The sequence below is a fragment of the Geodermatophilus bullaregiensis genome, from assembly GCF_016907675.1.
GTDB lineage: Bacteria > Actinomycetota > Actinomycetes > Mycobacteriales > Geodermatophilaceae > Geodermatophilus > Geodermatophilus bullaregiensis.
Map to the genome: position 1 here is coordinate 2,086,490 of NZ_JAFBCJ010000001.1, position 19,864 is coordinate 2,106,353.

20 protein-coding genes are annotated in these 19,864 nt (G+C 74.9%); 12 read left to right on the top strand and 8 right to left on the bottom strand.

Going from position 1 to position 19,864, the window contains the following annotated elements:
* The 4 genes from pstS (at position 1) to pstB (ending at position 4,059) form a co-directional block, all read left to right on the top strand.
* Positions 1-1,119 carry a phosphate ABC transporter substrate-binding protein PstS gene (gene pstS, locus JOD57_RS09860; protein WP_204691867.1) on the top strand — a complete coding sequence of 373 codons (1,119 nt, stop codon included), beginning with the start codon at positions 1-3 and terminating at the stop codon, positions 1,117-1,119.
* Between the two features lie 106 nt (positions 1,120-1,225).
* The gene (gene pstC / locus JOD57_RS09865) at positions 1,226-2,176 is read left to right on the top strand and encodes a phosphate ABC transporter permease subunit PstC (protein ID WP_204691868.1); all 951 of its coding nucleotides are present in this window, start codon (positions 1,226-1,228) and stop codon (positions 2,174-2,176) included.
* Positions 2,176-3,255, top strand: a complete 1,080-nt coding sequence (gene pstA / locus JOD57_RS09870) for a phosphate ABC transporter permease PstA (protein ID WP_204691869.1) — start codon at positions 2,176-2,178, stop codon at positions 3,253-3,255. The genes pstC and pstA overlap by 1 nt, the downstream gene beginning before the upstream one ends.
* Before the next feature lie 24 nt (positions 3,256-3,279).
* A complete protein-coding gene (gene pstB, locus JOD57_RS09875) occupies positions 3,280-4,059 on the top strand; it encodes a phosphate ABC transporter ATP-binding protein PstB (RefSeq protein ID WP_204691870.1) in 780 nt (259 codons plus the stop codon).
* A 27-nt stretch (positions 4,060-4,086) separates the two neighbouring features.
* Here the strand turns inward: pstB and JOD57_RS09880 are convergent, their stop codons facing one another.
* Positions 4,087-6,192, bottom strand: coding sequence for an LCP family protein (locus tag JOD57_RS09880; RefSeq protein ID WP_204691871.1), 2,106 nt, complete (start codon positions 6,190-6,192; stop codon positions 4,087-4,089).
* A 185-nt stretch (positions 6,193-6,377) separates the two neighbouring features.
* Between JOD57_RS09880 and JOD57_RS09885 the strand changes: the two genes are divergently transcribed.
* Complete coding sequence (locus JOD57_RS09885; protein WP_204691872.1) at positions 6,378-7,424, top strand: hypothetical protein; 1,047 nt, start codon at positions 6,378-6,380, stop codon at positions 7,422-7,424.
* Positions 7,425-7,446: 22 nt separating this feature from the next.
* Here the strand turns inward: JOD57_RS09885 and JOD57_RS26795 are convergent, their stop codons facing one another.
* Complete coding sequence (locus tag JOD57_RS26795; protein WP_204691873.1) at positions 7,447-7,878, bottom strand: DUF2795 domain-containing protein; 432 nt, start codon at positions 7,876-7,878, stop codon at positions 7,447-7,449.
* 9 nt (positions 7,879-7,887) lie between these two features.
* Complete coding sequence (locus tag JOD57_RS09895; RefSeq protein ID WP_204691874.1) at positions 7,888-8,097, bottom strand: hypervirulence associated TUDOR domain-containing protein; 210 nt, start codon at positions 8,095-8,097, stop codon at positions 7,888-7,890.
* Positions 8,098-8,428: 331 nt separating this feature from the next.
* On the opposite strand from JOD57_RS09895, the gene JOD57_RS09900 reads away from it, so the two are divergent.
* From JOD57_RS09900 to cysD, 6 genes are all read left to right on the top strand, one after another.
* A complete protein-coding gene (locus JOD57_RS09900; protein WP_204691875.1) occupies positions 8,429-9,223 on the top strand; it encodes a siderophore-interacting protein in 795 nt (264 codons plus the stop codon).
* 105 nt (positions 9,224-9,328) lie between these two features.
* Positions 9,329-10,057: a response regulator transcription factor gene (locus JOD57_RS09905; RefSeq protein WP_307824586.1), complete on the top strand. Its 729-nt coding sequence runs from the start codon at positions 9,329-9,331 to the stop codon at positions 10,055-10,057.
* The gene (locus JOD57_RS09910; RefSeq protein WP_204691877.1) at positions 10,054-11,646 is read left to right on the top strand and encodes a sensor histidine kinase; all 1,593 of its coding nucleotides are present in this window, start codon (positions 10,054-10,056) and stop codon (positions 11,644-11,646) included. The genes JOD57_RS09905 and JOD57_RS09910 overlap by 4 nt, the downstream gene beginning before the upstream one ends.
* Positions 11,636-12,367: a PaaI family thioesterase gene (locus tag JOD57_RS09915; RefSeq protein WP_204691878.1), complete on the top strand. Its 732-nt coding sequence runs from the start codon at positions 11,636-11,638 to the stop codon at positions 12,365-12,367. The genes JOD57_RS09910 and JOD57_RS09915 overlap by 11 nt, the downstream gene beginning before the upstream one ends.
* Positions 12,364-13,089 (top strand): inositol monophosphatase family protein, encoded by a 726-nt coding sequence (locus tag JOD57_RS09920; RefSeq protein WP_204691879.1) that lies wholly within the window; start codon positions 12,364-12,366, stop codon positions 13,087-13,089. Before JOD57_RS09915 ends, JOD57_RS09920 begins: the two co-directional genes overlap by 4 nt.
* A gap of 58 nt (positions 13,090-13,147) precedes the next feature.
* A complete protein-coding gene (cysD, locus tag JOD57_RS09925; protein WP_443667585.1) occupies positions 13,148-14,056 on the top strand; it encodes a sulfate adenylyltransferase subunit CysD in 909 nt (302 codons plus the stop codon).
* Here the strand turns inward: cysD and JOD57_RS09930 are convergent.
* Entirely contained in the window at positions 14,010-14,252 is a 243-nt protein-coding gene (locus JOD57_RS09930; protein ID WP_204691881.1) for a hypothetical protein, read from the bottom strand. The two genes, cysD and JOD57_RS09930, sit on opposite strands and share 47 nt — an antisense overlap.
* 100 nt (positions 14,253-14,352) lie before the next feature.
* Here JOD57_RS09930 and JOD57_RS09935 point away from each other — a divergent pair, with 100 nt between their 5' ends.
* Positions 14,353-15,666, top strand: coding sequence for a sulfate adenylyltransferase subunit 1 (locus tag JOD57_RS09935; protein WP_307824587.1), 1,314 nt, complete (start codon positions 14,353-14,355; stop codon positions 15,664-15,666).
* 60 nt (positions 15,667-15,726) lie between these two features.
* On the opposite strand, the gene JOD57_RS26800 is transcribed toward JOD57_RS09935, so the two are convergent.
* From JOD57_RS26800 to JOD57_RS09955, 4 genes are all read right to left on the bottom strand, one after another.
* Positions 15,727-16,560: an FAD binding domain-containing protein gene (locus JOD57_RS26800; protein ID WP_204691882.1), complete on the bottom strand. Its 834-nt coding sequence runs from the start codon at positions 16,558-16,560 to the stop codon at positions 15,727-15,729.
* A 73-nt stretch (positions 16,561-16,633) separates the two neighbouring features.
* On the bottom strand, positions 16,634-17,137 hold the full coding sequence (locus JOD57_RS09945) for a (2Fe-2S)-binding protein (protein WP_204691883.1): 504 nt from the start codon (positions 17,135-17,137) through the stop codon (positions 16,634-16,636).
* Positions 17,137-19,413 (bottom strand): xanthine dehydrogenase family protein molybdopterin-binding subunit, encoded by a 2,277-nt coding sequence (locus tag JOD57_RS09950; RefSeq protein WP_204691884.1) that lies wholly within the window; start codon positions 19,411-19,413, stop codon positions 17,137-17,139. Before JOD57_RS09950 ends, JOD57_RS09945 begins: the two co-directional genes overlap by 1 nt.
* Positions 19,414-19,564: 151 nt before the next feature.
* Positions 19,565-19,738: a hypothetical protein gene (locus JOD57_RS09955; protein ID WP_204691885.1), complete on the bottom strand. Its 174-nt coding sequence runs from the start codon at positions 19,736-19,738 to the stop codon at positions 19,565-19,567.
* Between the last annotated feature and the right edge of the window lie 126 nt (positions 19,739-19,864).

Consider the following 19,864-nt stretch of genomic DNA (forward strand, 5'->3'; position numbering starts at 1 on the left):
TTGAAGCTCAGCACCAGGTCGCGCGCCGCCGTCCTCTCCACGGCGCTGGCCAGCACCCTCGCGCTCGCCGCGTGTGGGGCGGCCAACGAGTCCGAGTCCTCCTCCGGGGGTGGTGGCGGCAGCGCCGAGGGCGCCGAGCAGCTCAGCGGCGACCTCGTCGGCGCCGGCGCGAGCAGCCAGCAGGCCGCCATGGAGGCCTGGCAGGCCGGCTTCCAGGGCGAGCACCCCGACGTGGACTTCTCCTACGACCCGGTCGGCTCGGGCGGTGGCCGCGAGCAGTTCATCGCCGGCGCCACGGACTTCGCCGGCTCCGACGCCGCGCTCGACGAGGAGGAGCTGGCCTCGGCGCAGGAGCGCTGCGCCGGCGGCGAGGTCTTCGAGCTGCCGAACTACATCTCGCCGATCGCGGTCGTCTACAACCTCGAGGGCGTCGACGAGCTGGACCTGCGGCCCGCCACGATCGCCGGCATCTTCACCGGCCAGATCACCACCTGGAACGACCCGGCCATCGCCGCGGACAACCCCGGCGCGACGCTGCCCGACCAGGCCATCACCCCGGTGCACCGCGCCGACGACTCGGGCACGACGGACAACTTCACCGACTACCTGTTCCAGGCCGCCGGTGACGTGTGGACCTCCGAGCCCGACGGCGTGTGGCCGCTGCCCGGCGGCGAGGCGGCCAACGGCACCTCCGGTGTCGTCGGCGTGGTGGAGAGCACGGCCGGCGCGATCACGTACGCGGACGCCAGCCGGGCCGGCGACCTCGGCGTCGTCAACGTGGCCGTCGGGGACGAGTTCGTGGCCCCGACCCCGGAGTCCGCGGCGGCCGTCGTCGAGAACAGCCCGGCCGTCGAGGGCCGCGGCGAGTACGACTTCGCCGTCGAGGTCAACCGGCTGACGGAGGGATCGGGCGAGTACCCGGTCGTCCTGGTGAGCTACCACGTCGGCTGCGTCACCTACGACGACCAGGCGACCGCGGACAACGTCCAGGCCTTCATGCAGTACGTGGTGAGCGAGGAGGGCCAGCAGGCCGCCGCCGACAACGCCGGCAACGCCCCGATCTCGGAGACGCTGCGCGAGCAGGCCCAGACCGCGGTCGACGCCATCAGCGCCGGCTGATCCGCACCGACCGGTGGTGGCCCGGGAGCGTCGGACGACGCCCCGGGCCACCGCGCCGCCCGAGACGGGCACCCGACACCCACCTGATCGACCCCACGGAGCAGCGGTGAGCGCCACGAAGGCCCCGTCCGAGCCCAGGCCGCAGCGGACCGTCCGCCGGCCGGGTGACCGCATCTTCGCCGGCACCGCCAAGGGCTCCGGCGTCTTCATCCTGCTGGTCCTCGCCGGGGTGGCGGCCTTCCTCGTCAGCGAGGCGATCCCCGCGCTCACCGCCCCGGCGGGGGACGTCCCCGGCGGCGAGGGACTCGGCAGCTACGTCGGCCCCCTCGTCCTGGGCACCCTGCTCGGCGCGGTGCTCGCACTGCTGGTCGCCACGCCCCTCGCCGTGGCGATCGCCCTCTACACCACCTACTACGCCCCGCGGCGCATCGCGGCCGGCATGAGCTACGTCATCGACCTGCTGGCGGCCATCCCCAGCGTCGTCTACGGCTTCTGGGGCCTGGCGGTCCTGGCGCCGGCGCTCGTGCCCTTCCACGTGTGGGCGGCCGACACCCTCGGCTTCGTCCCGTTCTTCGCCGGCCCCGCCTCCACGAGCGGCCGCACGATGTTCACGGTCGGCCTGGTGCTCGCGGTGATGATCCTGCCGATCATCTCGGCCATCTCCCGGGAGGTCTTCAGCCAGGCACCGGCGCTGCACCGCGAGGCGGCGCTCGCGCTGGGCGCGACCCGCTGGGAGATGATCAGGATGGCGGTGCTCCCCTACGGCAAGTCCGGCGTGATCGGCGGCGCGATGCTGGGTCTGGGCCGCGCCCTGGGCGAGACGATGGCGGTCGCGATCGTCCTGTCGGGCGGCGCCGGGGCCACGCTGAACCTGATCGGCAACTCCAACCCCTCGACGATCGCGTCGAACATCGCCCTGCGGTTCCCCGAGGCCACCGGCCTGGGGGTCAACACGCTGATCGCCAGCGGCCTGGTGCTGTTCGTCATCACGCTCGCGGTCAACATGCTCGCCCGCTGGATCGTCGACCGGCGCGCCGACTTCTCCGGAGCCAACTGATGAGCACCGAGACCCAGGTCCCGGCCACCGCCGCGGCGGTGGCGAACGGCCCGGTGCGCCGCCGCCGCGGGCTGCCCCGGTACGCCGTGCCGGCCCTCTACCTCGGCGGGATCGTGCTGGGTGCCCTCCTGTCGGCCCTGAGCGGCTCCGGCATCGTGCTGACCGCCGTCTACGGCGCGGTCCTCGGCACGATCGCCGTCTACGTCGCCACCCGCGTCGTCGAGGGCAGCCGCAAGGCGACCGACCGGCTGGTGACCTGCCTGGTGACCACCGCCTTCGCGATCGCGATGGTCCCGCTGGTGTCGCTGGTCTACACGGTGCTCGACAACGGCCTGGCGCGCTTCGACGCGACGTTCTTCAGCAACTCGATGTTCCGGGTGGTCGGCGAGGGCGGCGGCGCCTACCACGCCATCCTCGGCACGCTGGTCATCACGGCGCTGGCCACGGTGATCTCGGTGCCCATCGGCCTGATGACGGCCGTCTACCTCGTGGAGTACGGCACTGGCCGGCTCAAGCGGGCCATCACCTTCTTCGTCGACGTCATGACCGGCATCCCGTCGATCGTGGCCGGCCTGTTCGCCTTCGCGCTGTTCACCCTGCTGTTCGGCAACGACGTCCGGCTCGGCGTGATGGGCGCCGTGGCGCTCTCGGTGCTCATGATCCCGGTCGTCGTCCGCTCCTGCGAGGAGGTCCTCAAGCTCGTGCCCAACGAGCTGCGGGAGGCCAGCTACGCCCTCGGCGTCCCGAAGTGGCGCACGATCGTCAAGGTCGTCCTGCCGACCGCGATCGCCGGTCTCGGCACCGGCGTCACCCTGGCGGTGGCCCGCGTCGTCGGCGAGACCGCGCCCCTGCTGGTCACCGTCGGCCTGGTCACCGGGACCAACCTCGACCCGTTCGACGGGCGCATGGCGACCCTGCCGGTGTTCGCCTACTACCAGCTGACCCAGCCCGGGACGGACACCCAGGCGTTCCTCGACCGGGCCTGGACGGCAGCGCTGGTCCTCATCATCCTGGTCATGGCGCTCAACGTCGTCGCCCGCCTGATCAGCCGCTTCTTCGCTCCCACGACCGGTCGCTGACCGACTGACACGGAGGACACGCACGTGGCCAAGCGCATCGAGGTCTCCGACCTCAACATCTACTACGGCGACTTCCTGGCGGTCGAGGGCGTCAACGTCGCCATCGAGCCGCGCAGCATCACCGCGCTCATCGGCCCCTCGGGCTGCGGGAAGTCGACCTTCCTGCGCTCGATCAACCGCATGCACGAGGTGCTGCCGGGTGCGCGGGTCGAGGGCAAGGTCGTCATGGACGGCCAGGACCTCTACGGCGCCGACGTCGACCCGGTCGACGTCCGCCGCCAGATCGGCATGGTGTTCCAGCGGCCCAACCCGTTCCCGACGATGTCGATCTACGAGAACGTCCTGGCCGGCAACCGGCTGAACAACAGGCGGATGAAGAAGTCCGAGGCCGACGACATCGTGGAGCGCTCGCTGCGCGGCGCCAACCTGTGGAACGAGGTCAAGGACCGCCTCGGCCGGCCCGGCTCGGGCCTGTCCGGCGGTCAGCAGCAGCGGCTGTGCATCGCCCGCGCCATCGCCGTCGAGCCCGACGTCCTGCTGATGGACGAGCCGTGCTCGGCCCTGGACCCGATCTCCACCCTGGCGATCGAGGACCTCATGACCGAGCTCAAGGACCGCTTCACCATCGTGATCGTCACGCACAACATGCAGCAGGCGGCGCGGGTCAGCGAGTCCACCGGCTTCTTCAACCTCAACGGGGTCGGCCAGCCGGGCCGGCTGATCGAGTTCAACCCGACCGAGAAGATCTTCAGCAACCCCGACCAGAAGGCCACCGAGGACTACATCTCCGGCCGCTTCGGCTGAGGGCGGGCCACCCGGGGCAGGCCTTCCTCAGCTGCAGCTGACGGGGGCGGCGCTCGCCGCGGGAGCGGTTCCGGCGGCCGGGGTGTCGGCGGCCGGGGTGGCCGCTGCGGGGGGCGCCGGGGCGGCGACCTGGACCGGGACGACGCCCGAGAAGCCCGGGCCCAGGACCAGCTGCACGCTGTCGCCGATGGCGTCGCTGGGCTGCAGGACCGCGCCGGGGACGGCGGCGGCGGCGGTGCGTGCCTGCTCGAGGACGCCGGGGCCGTGGCGGACGACGGTCTGGTTGACCACGCCGCGCTCGTTGCCGACCTCGCCGACGACGAAGCCCTGCTGCCGCAGCTGGTCGGCCACGGTGGCCGCGAGCCCGGCGGTGGCGGTGCCGTTGAGGACGTCGACCGTGGTGCCCGACGGGGCGACGGTGAGCGGCTGGGCGGCGGGGGCGGCCGCGGGCTGCTCCGCGCCGGTCGCTGCCGCGGGGTCGACGGCCGGCGCGTCCGCCGCGGCGGTGGCCGCCGCGACGGCGGTGGCGGCCAGCTCGGCGGGCACCGCGCTGTCCTCGATCACCGTGTCGAACAGCGTCCGGACGCCGGCGCCGTCGAGCAGCACGTGGGCCTGGTCGGAGCCGGCGGGCACGTAGCCGACCTGGGCCACCGGCAGGGCCGCGCGCTGGACGGCGTCGGCCTCGAGGTCGCCGAGGGCGCCGGCGAGGGTGCGCAGGTCGCCCAGGGTCGTCTGCTGATCGACGGTGAGCGCGTCGGCGGCCCGGGTGAGGAAGGAGGCCAGCTCCCACGGCCTGCTCAGCGTGCCGACCGTCATGGCCGAGCGCAGCGTGGCCGACAGCAGCAGCTGGGCCCGCTCGGCCGCGGCAGCGCCGGTGACGTCGGAGCCGGCGTCACCGGGGGCCAGGTACTGGCCGGCCTGTGCGCCGGTCAGCTCCGACGTGCCCGCCGGCAGGGGGCGGGCGGAGGCGGCGACGGCCTCGGTGGTGGTGGGCAGGCAGACGCTCACCCCGCCGATCGCGTCGACCATCGAGGGCAGCCGGCCCAGGTCGACGGCGAGGTAGTGGTCCACCCGCAGGCCGGTCAGCTGCTGCACCGCCCGCACCGTGCAGGCCGGTCCGCCGGCCAGCAGCGAGGCGGCGAATGCCTCGGAGACCGGATCGCGCTCGCCGCCGTCGGCGGTGCGGCAGCCGGGGGTGTCGACCAGCGCCGTCGGCGGCACGCTGACCAGGACGGCGCGGTCGCCGCCGGAGGCGACGTGCACCAGCAGCGTGGTCACCGACGCCGGACCGGTCGCGCCCGGCAGCCCGGTGCCGACGACGAGGTAGGTGGTCGCGCCCTCCTGCAGCGTCGGGGCGATGACCTCGGGTCCGTCGGGGGCCAGCGCGGCCACCCGGGCGATGTCGCGGTCGACGTGGACGTAGAGCCCCAGGTGGTAGGCGACGACCAGCCCGACCAGCGCGGCGAGGGCCAGCGCGGCGCGGACCAGCCGGCGCCGGCCGGGGCTGCGCGCCGCCCGGCGGGCCGCGCGGCGGTCCAGCGCCGGGCGGCGGGTGCTGCCGGCACCGGACATCGCGGGGGCGTCCAGGCCGGGGATCGGCGGGACGGGCACCGACCGGTGCTGCGGCAGCGGTGCTCCTGGCCGGCCACCCGGCAGCGGCGGGACGGGCGCGGAGTACCGGACACCGCCCGGCCCGCCCGGCAGCGGCGGCACGGGCGCGGAGTACCGGACACCGCCGGGGAGCGGTGGGACGGGCTGCGAGCGGTGCACCGGACCGGCGACGGGCGGCACGGCCGGCGGGGCGGGCGGCTCGGGTCGCGGGGAGCCGCCGGGCACCGGGGGCAGGCCGCGGCGCGGGGCGGCGTCGCCGTGCGGTGCCGCCCCGCTGTGCAGGGAGGACGGCGTGGGCCGTTCGCCGGGGACCGGCGGGAGGGGACCGCGGTGGGCGGGCAGGGACTCACCGGGGCCGAGCGGGATGGGCACCTCGCCGGTGCGGCGGGCCGCGCGGCGGCCGCTGGCGTTGCCGGAGCGGGCGATCAGCTGCTCGACGGTGATCGGCCCGGGGTCGGCCGGCCTGCCGTGGCCGTCGGCCCGGCCGTCCCGCCCGCGCTCGTCCCCCACCGGTGTCGACATCCCATCGTCGTGTCCGTGCCGTTGCGCCCCGCACGCGCGGCAGCACACAACGATACGACCGGCGGACCGCAGGAGCGGGAACGCGACGCCGGACCCGCCGGTGCGACCCCGCCCCCGCTCCTCGGCCGGTGGGTCGTCGGCTCGCCGGATGGGCGGTGAGCTGCGTCGGGACGTAGCGTCGGCCCGTGAGGCTGCCGTCGATCCCCGGTCCGTCCGACGTCTTCTCCGCGGTCGAGAGCCTGCGCGGCGGGGTCGCCGAGGCCCTCGCGCTGGTGCCCCGGCTCGCGGCGGCGGTCGACCGGCTCGACGGCCTGCTCGAGCGGGTGGACGGCGTGGTCGGCCGCGCCGACGGCCTGCTGGACCGGGCGAGCACCACCCTCGAGTCGGCCGACCGGGCCATGAGCGCCATCGGCGAGACGCAGCAGAAGGCCGACGCGGCCATCTCGGCCCTGGGCGTGACCCAGGACCGCGCCGACCGTGCGATCGACGCCGTCGCCCAGACCCAGACCCGCGCCGACGCCGCCATCGACGCCGTCGCCCAGACCCAGACCCGCGCCGACCGCGCCATCGACGCCGTCGCACAAACCCAGACCCGCGCCGACCGCGCCATCGACGCCGTCGCCCAGACCCAGACCCGCGCCGACCGCGCCATCGACGCCGTCGCCCAGACCCAGACCCGCGCCGACCGCGCCATCGACGCCGTCGCACAAACCCAGACCCGCGCCGACGCCGCGGTCACCGCGATGGAGCAGACCCGGCAGCGGTCCGACGCCGCGATCGAGGCGGTCGGCACCACGATCGACCGGTCGCGGGGCGCCGTGGAGCGCGCGGAGGCGACGGTGGGGCGGGCCGAGGGCGCCATCGGGGGCGCCGAGGGACTGGTCGCGCGGATCGACCCGCTGCTCGGCCGCTACGAGGAGCCGCTGGCCCGGCTGGCGCCGACGGTGCACCGGCTGGCGGACACGCTGGAGCCGCACGAGGTCGAGGCCCTGGTCACGCTGGTCGACCGGCTGCCGACCCTGGTCGACAGCCTGGACCAGACCGTCATCCCCGTCCTGTCCTCGCTCGAGGGCGTCGGGACCGACGTGCACGACCTGGTCGACACCATGCAGGACCTGCGGCAGGTGGTGAAGGGCTTCCCGGGCTCCAAGCTGTTCCGCCGGCGCGGGGCCGAGGAGATCGCCGAGAACGAGGAGGACGAGGAGGGGGCCCAGGAGCGCACCGGCTCCTGAGCCCCCTCCCCCGCCCGGCCGGTCAGGTCTCGGTCGGGTACCCCAGCGCGCGGACGACGTCGCCCACCCGCTCGTAGGTCTGACCCTCGGGCAGTCGCCGGAGCTCGTCGATCACCGCGTCCGGCGCCCGGTGGTCCATCGCTGCCTCGACCAGGTCGGGGCCGTTGCTGGGGAAGTCGGCGCGGACGAGCCAGCGCGCGATCTCCGCACGCGCCACGACGGCGTCGTGGTCCATCCCCACCGGCGTCCCGCCGACGAGGGTGCCGGCGGGGTCGGAGGCGATGTCGGGCTCGCCCTCGGCGACCGGCTCGACCTCCCGCCACTCCTCGGCCCGCGTGGACCGGTCGGCCTTGAGCATCCCCTGGATCTCGTGCTCGAGCTCCTCGTCGACCCGGGGGCTGTGCTTGTTGCTGCGCGATGACGTCCCGGCGAACTGGTCGTCGGCCTCGCTCACGGTCGCCTCCTACTTCTCGTGCAGCGCCGAGGGCTTGTGCACCGCGGTCTTGCCGCTCTTGTCACTCTTCACCTCGTACTGCGGTTCGTCGGGGCTGGCCTTGACCGTGCGCCCGCCGGCCTCGGTCTCCTCGGTGATCTTCCTGGTGACCTCGCCCTCGGCCTCGCTGCCGTGGCTCTTCCAGGTGACGTGGTCACCCTTCCTCAGGTCGTCGGCCATCCCCGTCCTCCCTCGTCTCGGATCGCGTCCTCCCCCGGTGCCCGTCCCGCGGGAGAGGCACACATGGCGCGGACCCGGGCAGCGCGGCAGGCGGGGGAGGGCCCCAGATCACCCCTGCGAGAGGGATGATCACCCGGTCGGGCAGTGGCGGACTGCCGGTGGTCACGTAGCGTGCACGGTGACGGGGCGCCGCCGGGAGAACCTCCTGCTGAGAGTCGAGCAGAGGTGACTGACAGTGAGTACTCCGTCCTCGATCGCCGGCCCGGTCGACCTCATTCCCCCGGGGTCGGCCGGGTCGGCCCGCGCCGGGGCCGGTCCCTACGCTCGCCGCGTGACCGATGCCGCCGGCGCCTCGCTCCCCGGGGACCCGCGTCCCGTCGACGTCCTCACCGTCGTCTCGGTCGCCGACGTCACCCCCTCGGTGCGCCGGGTGGTGCTGTCCGGCGGTCCGGACGCCGTCGCGGCGGCCGGACCCACGGTGAACCTGCTGGTGCCGCGGGTGGGCGATGCCGACCCGCGCTGGCCGGTCGTCGCCCGTGACGGCCGGATCGTGTGGCCGGCCGGCGCGCACGGGGTGAGCCTGCGCAGCTACACCGCCCGCCGGCAGGACCCGGACCGCGGCGAGGTGGAGATCGACTTCGTGCTGCACGGGGACGGCCCGGCTGCCGCCTGGGCGGCCGCCGCCGCCCCGGGGGCGCTGCTCGCGGTGGCCGGCGGTGGGCCGCTGGGCGAGCGCCCCGCCGGCACGCTGCTCCTCGCCGGTGACGAGACGGCGCTCCCGGCGATCAGCCGGATCCTGGCCGCGGCCGGCCCGGCCACCCGCGGGCTCGCCCTCGTCGAGGTCGCCGGCCCCCAGGAGGAGCAACCCCTGACCGCACCGGCGGGGGTCGAGGTCCGCTGGCTGCACCGCGGGGACACGCCCCCGGGGGAGAGCACGCTCCTCGCCGACGCCGTCGCCGCACTCGAGCGCCCCGACGGCGAGGACCTGTTCGCCTGGGTCGCCGCGGAGTCCGCCGCCGTCCGGGCCGTGCGCGCCGACCTGCGCGGCCGCTGGGGCCTCTCCCGCGCGCAGCACCACGCGATCGGCTACTGGCGGCGCGGCCGCGCCATGGCCCCCGCCGGCTGAGGGAGGGCGCACAGGGACCTCACAGGGAGCGCCCAGGCACGCGCCAGCACGCGGGCAGAACCTGGGACCATGACGACGGCAGCCAGGCGTCCCACGGGAGAGGTCGTGACGGGGACCCGCAGCGCACGGAGCACGACCCCGGAGGCACGCCTCCTGGTGGTCGACGACGAGCCCAACATCCGCGAGCTGCTGTCGGCCAGCCTCCGCTACGCCGGTTTCGAGGTCGTGACGGCGTCCGACGGGCAGCAGGCCCTGACGCTGGCGTCGTCCTTCCGGCCCGACCTGCTCGTGCTCGACGTGATGATGCCGGGGCTGGACGGCTTCGGCGTCGTCCGGCGGCTGCGCGAGAGCGGCCGGCACACGCCGGTGCTCTTCCTCACCGCGCGGGACGCGGCCGAGGACAAGGTCTCCGGTCTCACCCTCGGCGGCGACGACTACGTGACCAAGCCCTTCAGCCTCGACGAGGTGCTGGCGCGGATCCGGGCGGTGCTGCGGCGCAGCACCGGCCCGCAGCGCGCCGCCGAGAGCCCGCGGCTGACCTTCGCCGACATCGAGCTCGACGAGGAGTCGCACGAGGTGGTCAAGGCCGGCGAGGTGGTCAGCCTCTCGCCGACGGAGTTCAAGCTGCTGCGCTACCTGATGGCCAACGCCGGGCGGGTGCTGTCGAAGGCGCAGATCCTCGACCACGTGTGGAACTACGACTTCAACGGCGAGGCCAACGTGGTCGAGTCCTACATCTCCTACCTGCGGCGCAAGGTCGACACCACCGAGCCGCGCCTGCTGCACACCATCCGCGGGGTGGGCTACACCCTGCGCCTGCCGCGCGGCGCGTGAGCACGGCGACCGGTCCGTCCCGCGACGGCGTCCGCCTCCCGCGGGTGCCGCTGCGGATCACGCTGGTCGCGCTGCTGCTGGTGCTGGTCGCGGTCGCGCTCACCGCCACGGGGGTGGCCGCCGCCTCGCTGCTGCACCGCTACCTCGACCAGCAGCAGGACGAGGAGCTGGTGGGCACCCTGAACCAGTACCGCGATGCCCCGGGCTTCCTGACCACGACCTGCCTGGTCGAGCCCCCGCGGCGCTACGGTGGTCCGGGCACCTACCTCGCGTGCCTCCTGCCCGGCGGCGATCGACCGGTCGTGATCGCCGGGCCGCCGTCGGACGGCGACCTGCCCGAGCTCGACGCCGACGAGGTGGCCGCCATCGCCGACGACGCCGGCCGGCGCGGGCCCGGTGGTCCGCCGATCACCACGGTGGAGTCGGCCGACGGGGACTCCGCCTGGCGGCTCGTCGCCACGCAGCTGCCCAGCGGCGTGACCCTGGTCGCCGGCAGCGACCTCGACCGCGACGACCGGGTGATCGGCCGGCTGGTGGCCATCGAGGTCGTCGTCGGCCTGGTCGTGCTGGCCGTGCTGGGGCTGGCCGGCCACTGGCTGGTGCGCAACAGCCTGCGCCCGCTGGCCTCCGTCGAGCGCACCGCGCAGGCGATCGCGGCCGGCGACCTGTCGCAGCGGGTGCCCACCGGCGACGGCCGCACCGAGGTCGGCCGGCTGTCGCAGGCCATCAACGGGATGCTCGGCCGCATCGAGAGCGCGTTCCGCGCCCAGCAGGCCTCCGAGGAGCAGGCCCGCGCCTCCGAGGAGCGGATGCGCCGCTTCGTGGCGGACGCCAGCCACGAGCTGCGCACCCCGCTGACCTCGATCCGCGGGTTCGCCGAGCTCTACCGGCAGGGCGCGGTCGGCACTCCCGAGGAGACCGCCCGGCTGATGCAGCGCATCGAGAGCGAGGGCGCCCGGATGGGCGTGCTGGTCGAGGACCTGCTGCAGCTGGCCCGCCTCGACCAGCAGCGGCCGCTCTCGCTGACCCCCGTCGACCTGGCCGAGGTCGCCGGTGACGCCGTCCACGACGCGCGGGTGCTGCAGCCGGACCGGCCCGTCGGCCTGACGCTGGAGGACTCGCTCACCGAGGTGCCGGTCGTGCTCGGCGACGAGGCGCGGCTGCGCCAGGTGGTGGGCAACCTGGTGACCAACGCGCTGGTGCACACCCCGCCCACGGCCCGGGTGACCGTCTCGATCGGCGAGGACACCAGCGACGGCGGCGACCGGGTGGTGCTGCGGGTGGCCGACGAGGGCCCCGGCATGCCCCCGGAGGACGCCGCCCGCGTCTTCGAGCGCTTCTACCGGGCCGACCCCTCGCGCAACCGGGCGGTCGGGGGCACCGGCCTGGGCCTGGCGATCGTGTCCTCGCTGGTGGCCGCGCACGGCGGCGACGTCGCCCTGACCACCGCCCCCGGCCAGGGCGCCACCTTCACCGTCCGGCTGCCGCGCTCCGGCCCGGTCGTCCCGGACGCCGGCGTCCCCTTCCCGGGGGAGCCCGCCGGGCTGCCGCGCGAGCCCTCCGGGCTACCGTCCGCGGGTGACCTCTGACGTCGAGGGTGCCCCCTACGACCCCGAGCTGATGGCGGCCGTCGCCGACCTGGGCGAGGCCCTGCGCGGCCTGGTGGACGCGTCGGTGCGCACCACCGTCCCGGCCGCCGAGTTGCACGAGGTCGCCGCCGTCGTCCGCGCGGCCCGCGAGCGGCTGGCCGCGAGCACCCGCCCGGCCACCCGGCTGCCGGTGCTCGACGACCCGGTCGCCTTCCGGCGCGTCTACAACCCGGTGAGCGGGGTGGGCAGCGCGCTGGCCCCACCCGTCCTCTTCCGTTCGGCGACCGCGGACGGGGCGGACGGCGACGTGGTCGCCGAGACCTCCTTCGGGCTGGCCTACGAGGGCCCGCCGGGGTTCCTGCACGGCGGGATGAGCGGCCTGGTGATGGACCAGGCGCTCGGCGCGGCCGCCATCCGCGCGGGGCTGTGGGGCATGACCGCCCGCCTGGAGCTGGACTACCGCCGGCCGGTGCCGCTGGACACCCCGGTGCTCCTGCGCGCCCGGGTGACCGAGCACGCCGGCCGCAAGGCGGTCGTCACCGGCACGATCGCGCCGGCCTCGGCGCCGGACACCCCGCTGGTCGAGGCACGCGGCCTGTTCGTGCTGCCCCGCGAGGAGCTGCGCGCGTCCTACTTCGCGGAGATCACCGACGCCTCCGGCCGGCACGCCCCGCCGTCGCGCCCGACCGACGCCACGGCGCCGTCGGGAACCGGGGCATGAGGGACGTCGAGGTCGCCGCCGCCGCCGCACGGGCGGCCGCCGGCGTGCTGCTGGAGCTGCGCTCCGGCGGGCTGAGCGGCCGCGCCCTCGGCGACGCCGGGGACGCCGCGGCGCAGACGGCCATCACCGGCGTGCTGGCCGAGCACCGACCGGACGACGTCGTGTTCAGCGAGGAGGCCGCCGACGACCGCAGCCGGCTGTCCGCCGGGCGGGTGTGGATCGTCGACCCGCTCGACGGCACCCGCGAGTACGGCGAGACGGACCGGACCGACTTCGCCGTCCACGTGGCGCTGTGGGCCGGCGGCGCGCTCTCCGCCGCGGCGGTGGCGCTGCCCGCCGTCGGCGAGGTGCTGGTCACCGACCCCGCGCCCGCGCCGCCGCCGGCCACGGCCCGGCCGCCGCGGATCGCCGTCAGCCGCACCCGCCCGCCCGCGCAGGCCGCCGCGGCGGCGGAGGCGGTCGGCGGCGAGCTGGTGCCGCTGGGCTCGGCCGGCTGGAAGACGACGGCCGTGGTGCGCGGCGAGGTCGACGCCTACGTGCACGCCGGCGGCATGTACCAGTGGGACTCCGCCGCGCCGGTCGCCGTCGCCCTGGCCGCGGGGCTGACCGCGCTGCGGCTGGACGGCTCCCCGCTGCGCTACAACGAGCCCGACCCGTCGCTGCCCGACCTGCTGGTGTGCCGCCCGGAGCTGGCCGCCGGCCTGCTCGCCGCGGTGCGCTGAGGCCCGCGACACGGGGGCCGGGACCGGCGCCCCCGGCGGCATGGCCGACACTGGAGGGGTGACCACTCCCGACTACCGGCTCACCCAGCTGGAGACGCTGGAGGCGGAGTCCATCCACGTGATCCGCGAGGTGGCCGCCGAGCTCGAGCGCCCGGTGCTGCTGTTCTCCGGCGGCAAGGACTCCATCGTCATGCTGGAGCTGGCCCGCAAGGCCTTCGCCCCGGCGCGCATCCCGTTCCCGGTGATGCACGTCGACACCGGCCTGAACTTCCCCGACGTCCTGGAGTTCCGCGACAAGCGCGTCGCCGAGCTCGGCGTGCAGCTGGTGGTGGCCTCGGTGCCCGACGCGATCGCGCGGGGCCTGGTCAAGGAGGAGCCCAACGGCTCCCGCAACCGCATCCAGACGCCGGTGCTGCTCGACGCGGTCGAGGAGCACGGCTTCACCGCGCTGTTCGGCGGCGCGCGGCGCGACGAGGACAAGGCGCGCGCCAAGGAGCGGGTGTTCTCCTTCCGCGACGAGTTCGGCCAGTGGGACCCGAAGAACCAGCGCCCGGAACTGTGGGACCTCTACAACGGGCGGATCCACCTCGGCGAGTCCATCCGCGTCTTCCCGCTGTCGAACTGGACCGAGCTCGACATCTGGCAGTACGTCCTGCGCGAGGACATCGCGATCCCGCCGCTGTACCTGGCGCAGGAGCGGGAGGTCGTCGAGCGGCAGGGGATGCTGTACGCGGTCAACGAGTTCGTGCAGCCGCGCGAGGGCGAGCGCGTCCTCCGCGAGACGGTGCGCTACCGCACGGTGGGCGACGCCAACCTCACCGCCGCGGTGCGCTCGCGGGCGACGACGGTCGAGGAGGTCATCGCCGAGATCGCGGTGACCCGGATGACCGAGCGCGGCGCCACCCGCGGCGACGACAAGGTCAGCGACGCGGCGATGGAGGACCGGAAGAAGGAGGGCTACTTCTGAGCGGACCTCGCCTGCGCCGGCGGCGGCGGTGCCACCGCAGTCCCGCCCAGGCGGTGACGGCGAACAGCAGCAGCCCGGCCGGCCAGGCCACCGCCTCGGGCGCGGCGATGCCCAGCGCCTCGGCGACCACGTAGGTGACGGCGTAGCCGAGCGACACGACCAGCAGCACCGGCACCAGGAACACCAAGCCGCCCACGCCCACCCCTCCCCGCGGACCCGGTGGCCCTGCTCACACCAGCGTCCCCCACTCCGGCCCCGGACGCTGCCGTCCGCTCCCGACGGGGATGATGGGGGGCGTGTCCGAGCCAGTCGTCGACGTCCACTCCCCCGCCGCCGAGCAGGCGGCCGAGCTCGCGACGGCGCGCAAGGACATCCTCCGCATCGCCACCGCGGGCTCGGTCGACGACGGCAAGAGCACCCTCATCGGCCGGCTGCTCTACGACAGCAAGGCGGTCTTCGAGGACCAGTACGAGGCCATCGAGCGGGCGAGCAAGGGCGACTACGTCGACCTGGCGCTGCTCACCGACGGCCTGCGCGCCGAGCGCGAGCAGGGCATCACCATCGACGTCGCCTACCGGTACTTCAGCACCCCGCGGCGCACCTTCATCCTGGCCGACACCCCGGGCCACGTGCAGTACACGCGCAACATGGTGACCGGCGCCTCGACCGCCGACCTGGCGATCGTGCTCGTCGACGCCCGCCGGGGGATGCTCGAGCAGAGCCGGCGGCACGCCTTCCTCGCCTCGCTGCTGCGGGTGCCGCACCTGGTGGTCGCGGTGAACAAGATGGACCTCGTCGACTGGTCGCAGTCGACCTACGACGCCATCGCCGACGAGTTCAGCGCGTTCGCCGCCAAGCTCGACGTCCCCGACCTGACCGTCGTCCCGATCTCGGCACTGCACGGCGACAACGTCGTCACCCGGTCGGACCGGTCGCCCTGGTACCAGGGGCCCTCGCTGCTGCACCACCTCGAGCACGTGCACGTGGCCAGCGACCGCAACCTCGTCGACGTCCGCTTCCCGGTGCAGTACGTCGTCCGGCCGCAGTCCGACGCCCACCACGACTACCGCGGCTACGCCGGCACCGTGGGCAGCGGGGTGCTGCGGGTCGGCGACGAGGTGCTGGTGCTGCCCAGCGGGCTGGCGACGACGATCGCGGCGATCGACGGCCCGCGGGGCCCGGTCGACGAGGCGTTCCCGCCCATGGCGGTCACCGTGCGGCTCTCCGACGACCTCGACGTCTCCCGCGGCGACCTGATCAGCCGCCCGGGCAACGCGCCGCAGGTGACGCAGGACCTCGACGCCCTGGTCTGCTGGATGGCCGACGAGCCGCTGCGCCCGCGTCAGCGACTGGCGGTCAAGCACACCACCCGCACCGTGCGCGGGATGGTCAAGGAGCTGACCTACCGGCTCGACGTCAACACGCTGCACCGTGACGCGGAGGCCACGGAGCTGGGCCTCAACGACATCGGCCGGGTGAGGCTGCGCACCACGCAGCCGCTGTTCGTCGACGACTACAACCGCAACCGGGTCACCGGGCGCTTCATCCTGGTCGACGAGGCCACCAACGCCACCGTCGGCGCCGGGATGCTGCCACCCCACCGCGGCTGAGGCCCTCCTGCAGGGGCCCGCCGCGAGCCTGCGAGCGGTGGGGGGCAGGAGGGTCCTTCGTCAGGCCGCGGTGGCTGCGGCTCCCCCGGACGCCCTCTCCAGCGCCCGCCGGGTGAGCAGCCGGGCCAGGTGCCGGCGGTACTCCTGGTCGGCGTGCATGTCCGCGCCGGGACTGGTGTCCTGGTCGGCCAGCGCCGCGGCCTCCTCGATCGAGGCGCCGCGGGCCAGGGCCTCCTCGGTGGCGGTGGCCCGGACGACCGAGCCCGCCATGTTGGCCAGCGCCACCCGGCCCTCGACCGCGGCCACGGCCACGATCGGCCAGTCGTTGGCCCGGCGGGTGAACTTCTCGTAGGCCCACCCGGCCGAGCCGGTCCGCGGCACCCGGACCTCGACGATCAGCTCGTCGGCCTGCAGCGCGGTCTCGAAGAAGCCGAGCCAGAACTCCGTGATCGGGATCTCGCGGCGCCCGTCGGGACCCTGCACGACCACGGTGCCGCCCAGGGCGAGCAGCGCCGTCGGCAGGTCCGACGCCGGGTCGCTGTGCGCGACGGTCCCGCCGAGGGTCCCCCGGTGGCGCACCTGCGGGTCGCCGACCTGGCCGGCCACGTACGGCAGGATCGGCACCTCCGCCGCGGCGACGGCGTCCCCCTCCAGCTCGTGGTGCCGGGTCCCCGCACCGATGGCGACCTCGTCGCCCTCGACCCGGACGTAGGACAGGTCCCTGATGCCGCCGATGTCGATCAGCACGGTGGGGACGGCCAGCCGCAGCTTCATGATCGGCAGCAGCGAGTGCCCGCCGGCGAGCAGCTTGGCGTCCTCGCCGTGCTCGGTGAGCGCGGCGACGGCCTCGTCGACCGACTGCACCCGCACGTAGTCGAACGGCGAGGGGATCACTCGCCCTCCTCGCTGGCGCTCGTCGGGCTCGTGACCCGGGATGCTGTGCTCGTCGACGACCTCGCGAGCCCGGTCATGCCTGGACCTCCTGCGCCTGGGGGACCTGGCCGGCGGCCGGGCCGGCCTTGGCGGCGGCCTGCACCGCTCGCACGATGTTGTGGTAGCCGGTGCACCGGCAGAGGTTGCCCTCCAGACCCTCGCGGACCTCGCGGTCACTGGGGTCGGGGTTGTCGGCCAGGACGCCGATCGCCGCCATGACCATGCCGGGCGTGCAGAACCCGCACTGCAGGCCGTGCTCCTCGCGGAAGGCCCGCTGCACGGGGTGCAGCTCGCCGTCCGGTCCGGCCAGGCCCTCGAGCGTGGTGACCTGCCCGCCGTCGGTCTGGACCGCCAGCACCGTGCAGCTCTTGACGGTCAGCCCGTCCACGACGACGGTGCACGCCCCGCACGACGTCGTGTCGCAGCCGATGTTGGTGGCCGTCAGCCCCCGCACCTCGCGCAGGTAGTGCGCCAGCAGCAGCCGCGGCTCCACCTCGTCGGTGCGCGGCTGTCCGTTGACGGTGATCGATACCTGCATCAGCTGCCTCCCCGGGCCTGCTGGACGGCCCGGAACACCCGCATCGGGGTGGTGGGCATGTCGATGTGACGGACGCCGAGGTGGGCCACGGCGTCGATGACGGCGTTCTGCACGGCCGGGGTGGCGCCGATCGTCCCGGCTTCACCGATGCCCTTCGCGCCGAGCGCGTTCATCGGGGTCGGCGTGGCCATCTCCACCAGCTCGAAGCTCGGCAGCTCGGTGGCGGAGACGAACGGGTAGTCGGCCAGCGTCGAGGTCGTCGGGTTGCCGTCCTCGTCGTAGAGGACCTCCTCCAGCAGCGCCTGCGCCACCCCCTGGGCGTAGCCGCCGTGCCGCTGCCCCTCGGCCAGCAGCGGGTTGAGGATGGTCCCGGCGTCGTCGACCGCGATCAGCCGGGTGACCTCGGCCTTGCCGGACTCGACGTCCACCTCCACGACCACCACGTGGGCGCCGAAGGGGAACGTCGGGGCCGCGGCGGTGAACCTGGTCTGCACCAGCAGCTGCTCGTCGGCGGCCAGCTCGGCGAAGGTGATGCCCGTCCCGGGCGTCCCGCGGACGGCGAGCCCGGCCAGACCCAGGTCGACGACGAGGTCCTCGGGGGCGACCTCCAGCTTCTCCGCGGCGCGCTGCCTGGCCAGGTCGACGAGCTCGCCGGCCGCCTGGTGCACGGCCGCGCCGCCCTGCTGCAGGCTGCGCGAGCCCATCGTGCCGCCGCCCTGCGGTACCCGGTCGGTGTCGCCGTGCACGACGCTGATCTTCTCGATCGGGATGCCGAGCTGGTCGCTGGCGATCATCGCCCACGCGGTGGCGTGCCCCTGGCCGTGCGGCGAGGTGCCGGTGAGCACCGTCGCGGTGCCGTCCGGGTGGACCTCCAGGGAGGCGGCCTCGCCGGTCCCGGCGCCGTTGTCGGCCCCGGTGATCTCGACGTACACCGACATCCCGATGCCCAGCTGACGGACGTCGCCGCGCTCCCGCCGCCGGGCCTGCTCGGCCCGCAGCTCCGCGTAGCCGGCGGCCTCCAGCGCCTTGTCCAGCGCCACGGTGTAGTCGCCGGTGTCGTAGGTGGCGCCCGTCGGGGTGGTGTGCGGCTCGCTGAACGCCGGCAGCAGGTTCTTCCGGCGCACGTCGGCCGGGTCCGTGCCGATCTCCGCGGCGAACAGGTCGACCGCCCGCTCCAGCGCCGCGGTCGCCTCCGGCCGGCCGGCACCGCGGTAGGCGCCGATGGACGTCGTCGTGGTGGCCAGGGCGCGCGCCTGGGCGTGCACCTTGGGGAAGCCGTAGACGCCGGGGGCCATGAGCATGGTCAGGGTGGGCAGCACCGCACCGATCCGCGGATAGGAGCCGCAGTCCTGGTCGAACACGATGCTGTAGGCCTCGATCGTGCCGTCCCGCCGCCCGCCGACGGTGACCACCTGGTCCTGGCCCCGGCCGTGGAGCATGCCGATCAGGTTCTCCGAGCGGCTCTCCGCCCATCGCACCGGCCGGCCGACGTGCTTGGCCAGCCAGGCGACGAAGGCGTACTCGGGGTCGGCACCGATCTTGGCGCCGAAGCCCCCGCCGACGTCCGGGGTGATCAGGTGGATCAGGTCGGGGTCCATCTCCAGCCAGTCCCCGAACTGCCCCCGGGCCTGCTGGGCGCCCTGGTTGGTGCACCAGACGGTGACCCGGCCGTCCTCGCTCCAGGCGGCGGCTGCGGCCCGGCCCTCCAGCGGCACCGGGGCGACCCGCTGGTTGACCATCGCCTGGGTGACGACGACCTCGCAGCCGTCGAAGAAGTCCGCCGGCGCGGGATCGCCGAAGGAGGCCATGACGTTGGTGCCCGCCTCGGGGAACAGCAGCACCTCGTCGGAGGCCGCTGCCGCGGTGCCGACGACGGCGGGCAGCGGGTCGATGTCGACCGCGACCATCTCGGCGGCGTCCTCGCCCTGGTACCGCTCCTCGGTGAGGACGACGGCGACCGGGTCGCCGACGAACCGGACGCGGTCCGACGCCAGCCAGGGCCGGGTCATCGCGGGGTTGATGAAGGGGAAGGGCGGCGGGATCGGCGCGAGGTCGGCGACGTCCTGCGCCGTCACGACCGCCACCACGCCCGGCGCCTCCAGGGCGGCGGAGGCGTCGACCGACAGCAGCCGCCCGTGGGCGACGGTGGACCGCACGAAGGTCGCGTGCAGGGCTCCGGTGAGCCGCTCGTCGGTCAGGTCGTCGGTGTAGGTCGCCCCGCGGGTGAGGAACAGCGGGTCTTCGGTGCGGACCACGCGGGTGCCGAGGATGCTCATGCACGGACCTTCCGCCGGGACAGCGAGTGACTCGGCCCACTATCTCCGGCGGGTTGCCGGTCCGCCAGCCCGGCCGGGGACCTCGCCGGCGCGTGCGCCTCCCGCCCGGGCGCCCCGGGCGGGAGGTGGCGGCGTCAGGCCGGGGAGCCGGTCAGGCGTCGGTGTCCGGCGGCGCGGGCGTCTGGCTGGCGTCGCCGTCCCAGTCCTTGCCGGCCTTGTAGGCGTGACCCGAGGCGCTGTCGGTCTGGCCGGCGACGGTCTCGACCATCTCCTCGTCGCTCAGGCCCTCGCCGGCGGCCTCGGTGTGGCTGGTGGGCTCGCTCATCGCGTCTCCTCCGTCGGGCGTGTTCGGTCCTCCCAGCCCTCCCCGGAGGCCTCCGGACCCAAACCCCGGCCCGAGCCCGGGGCGCGGCTCGGCCGTCCCCCGGCCCGGGGACGAACCAGGCCCGCT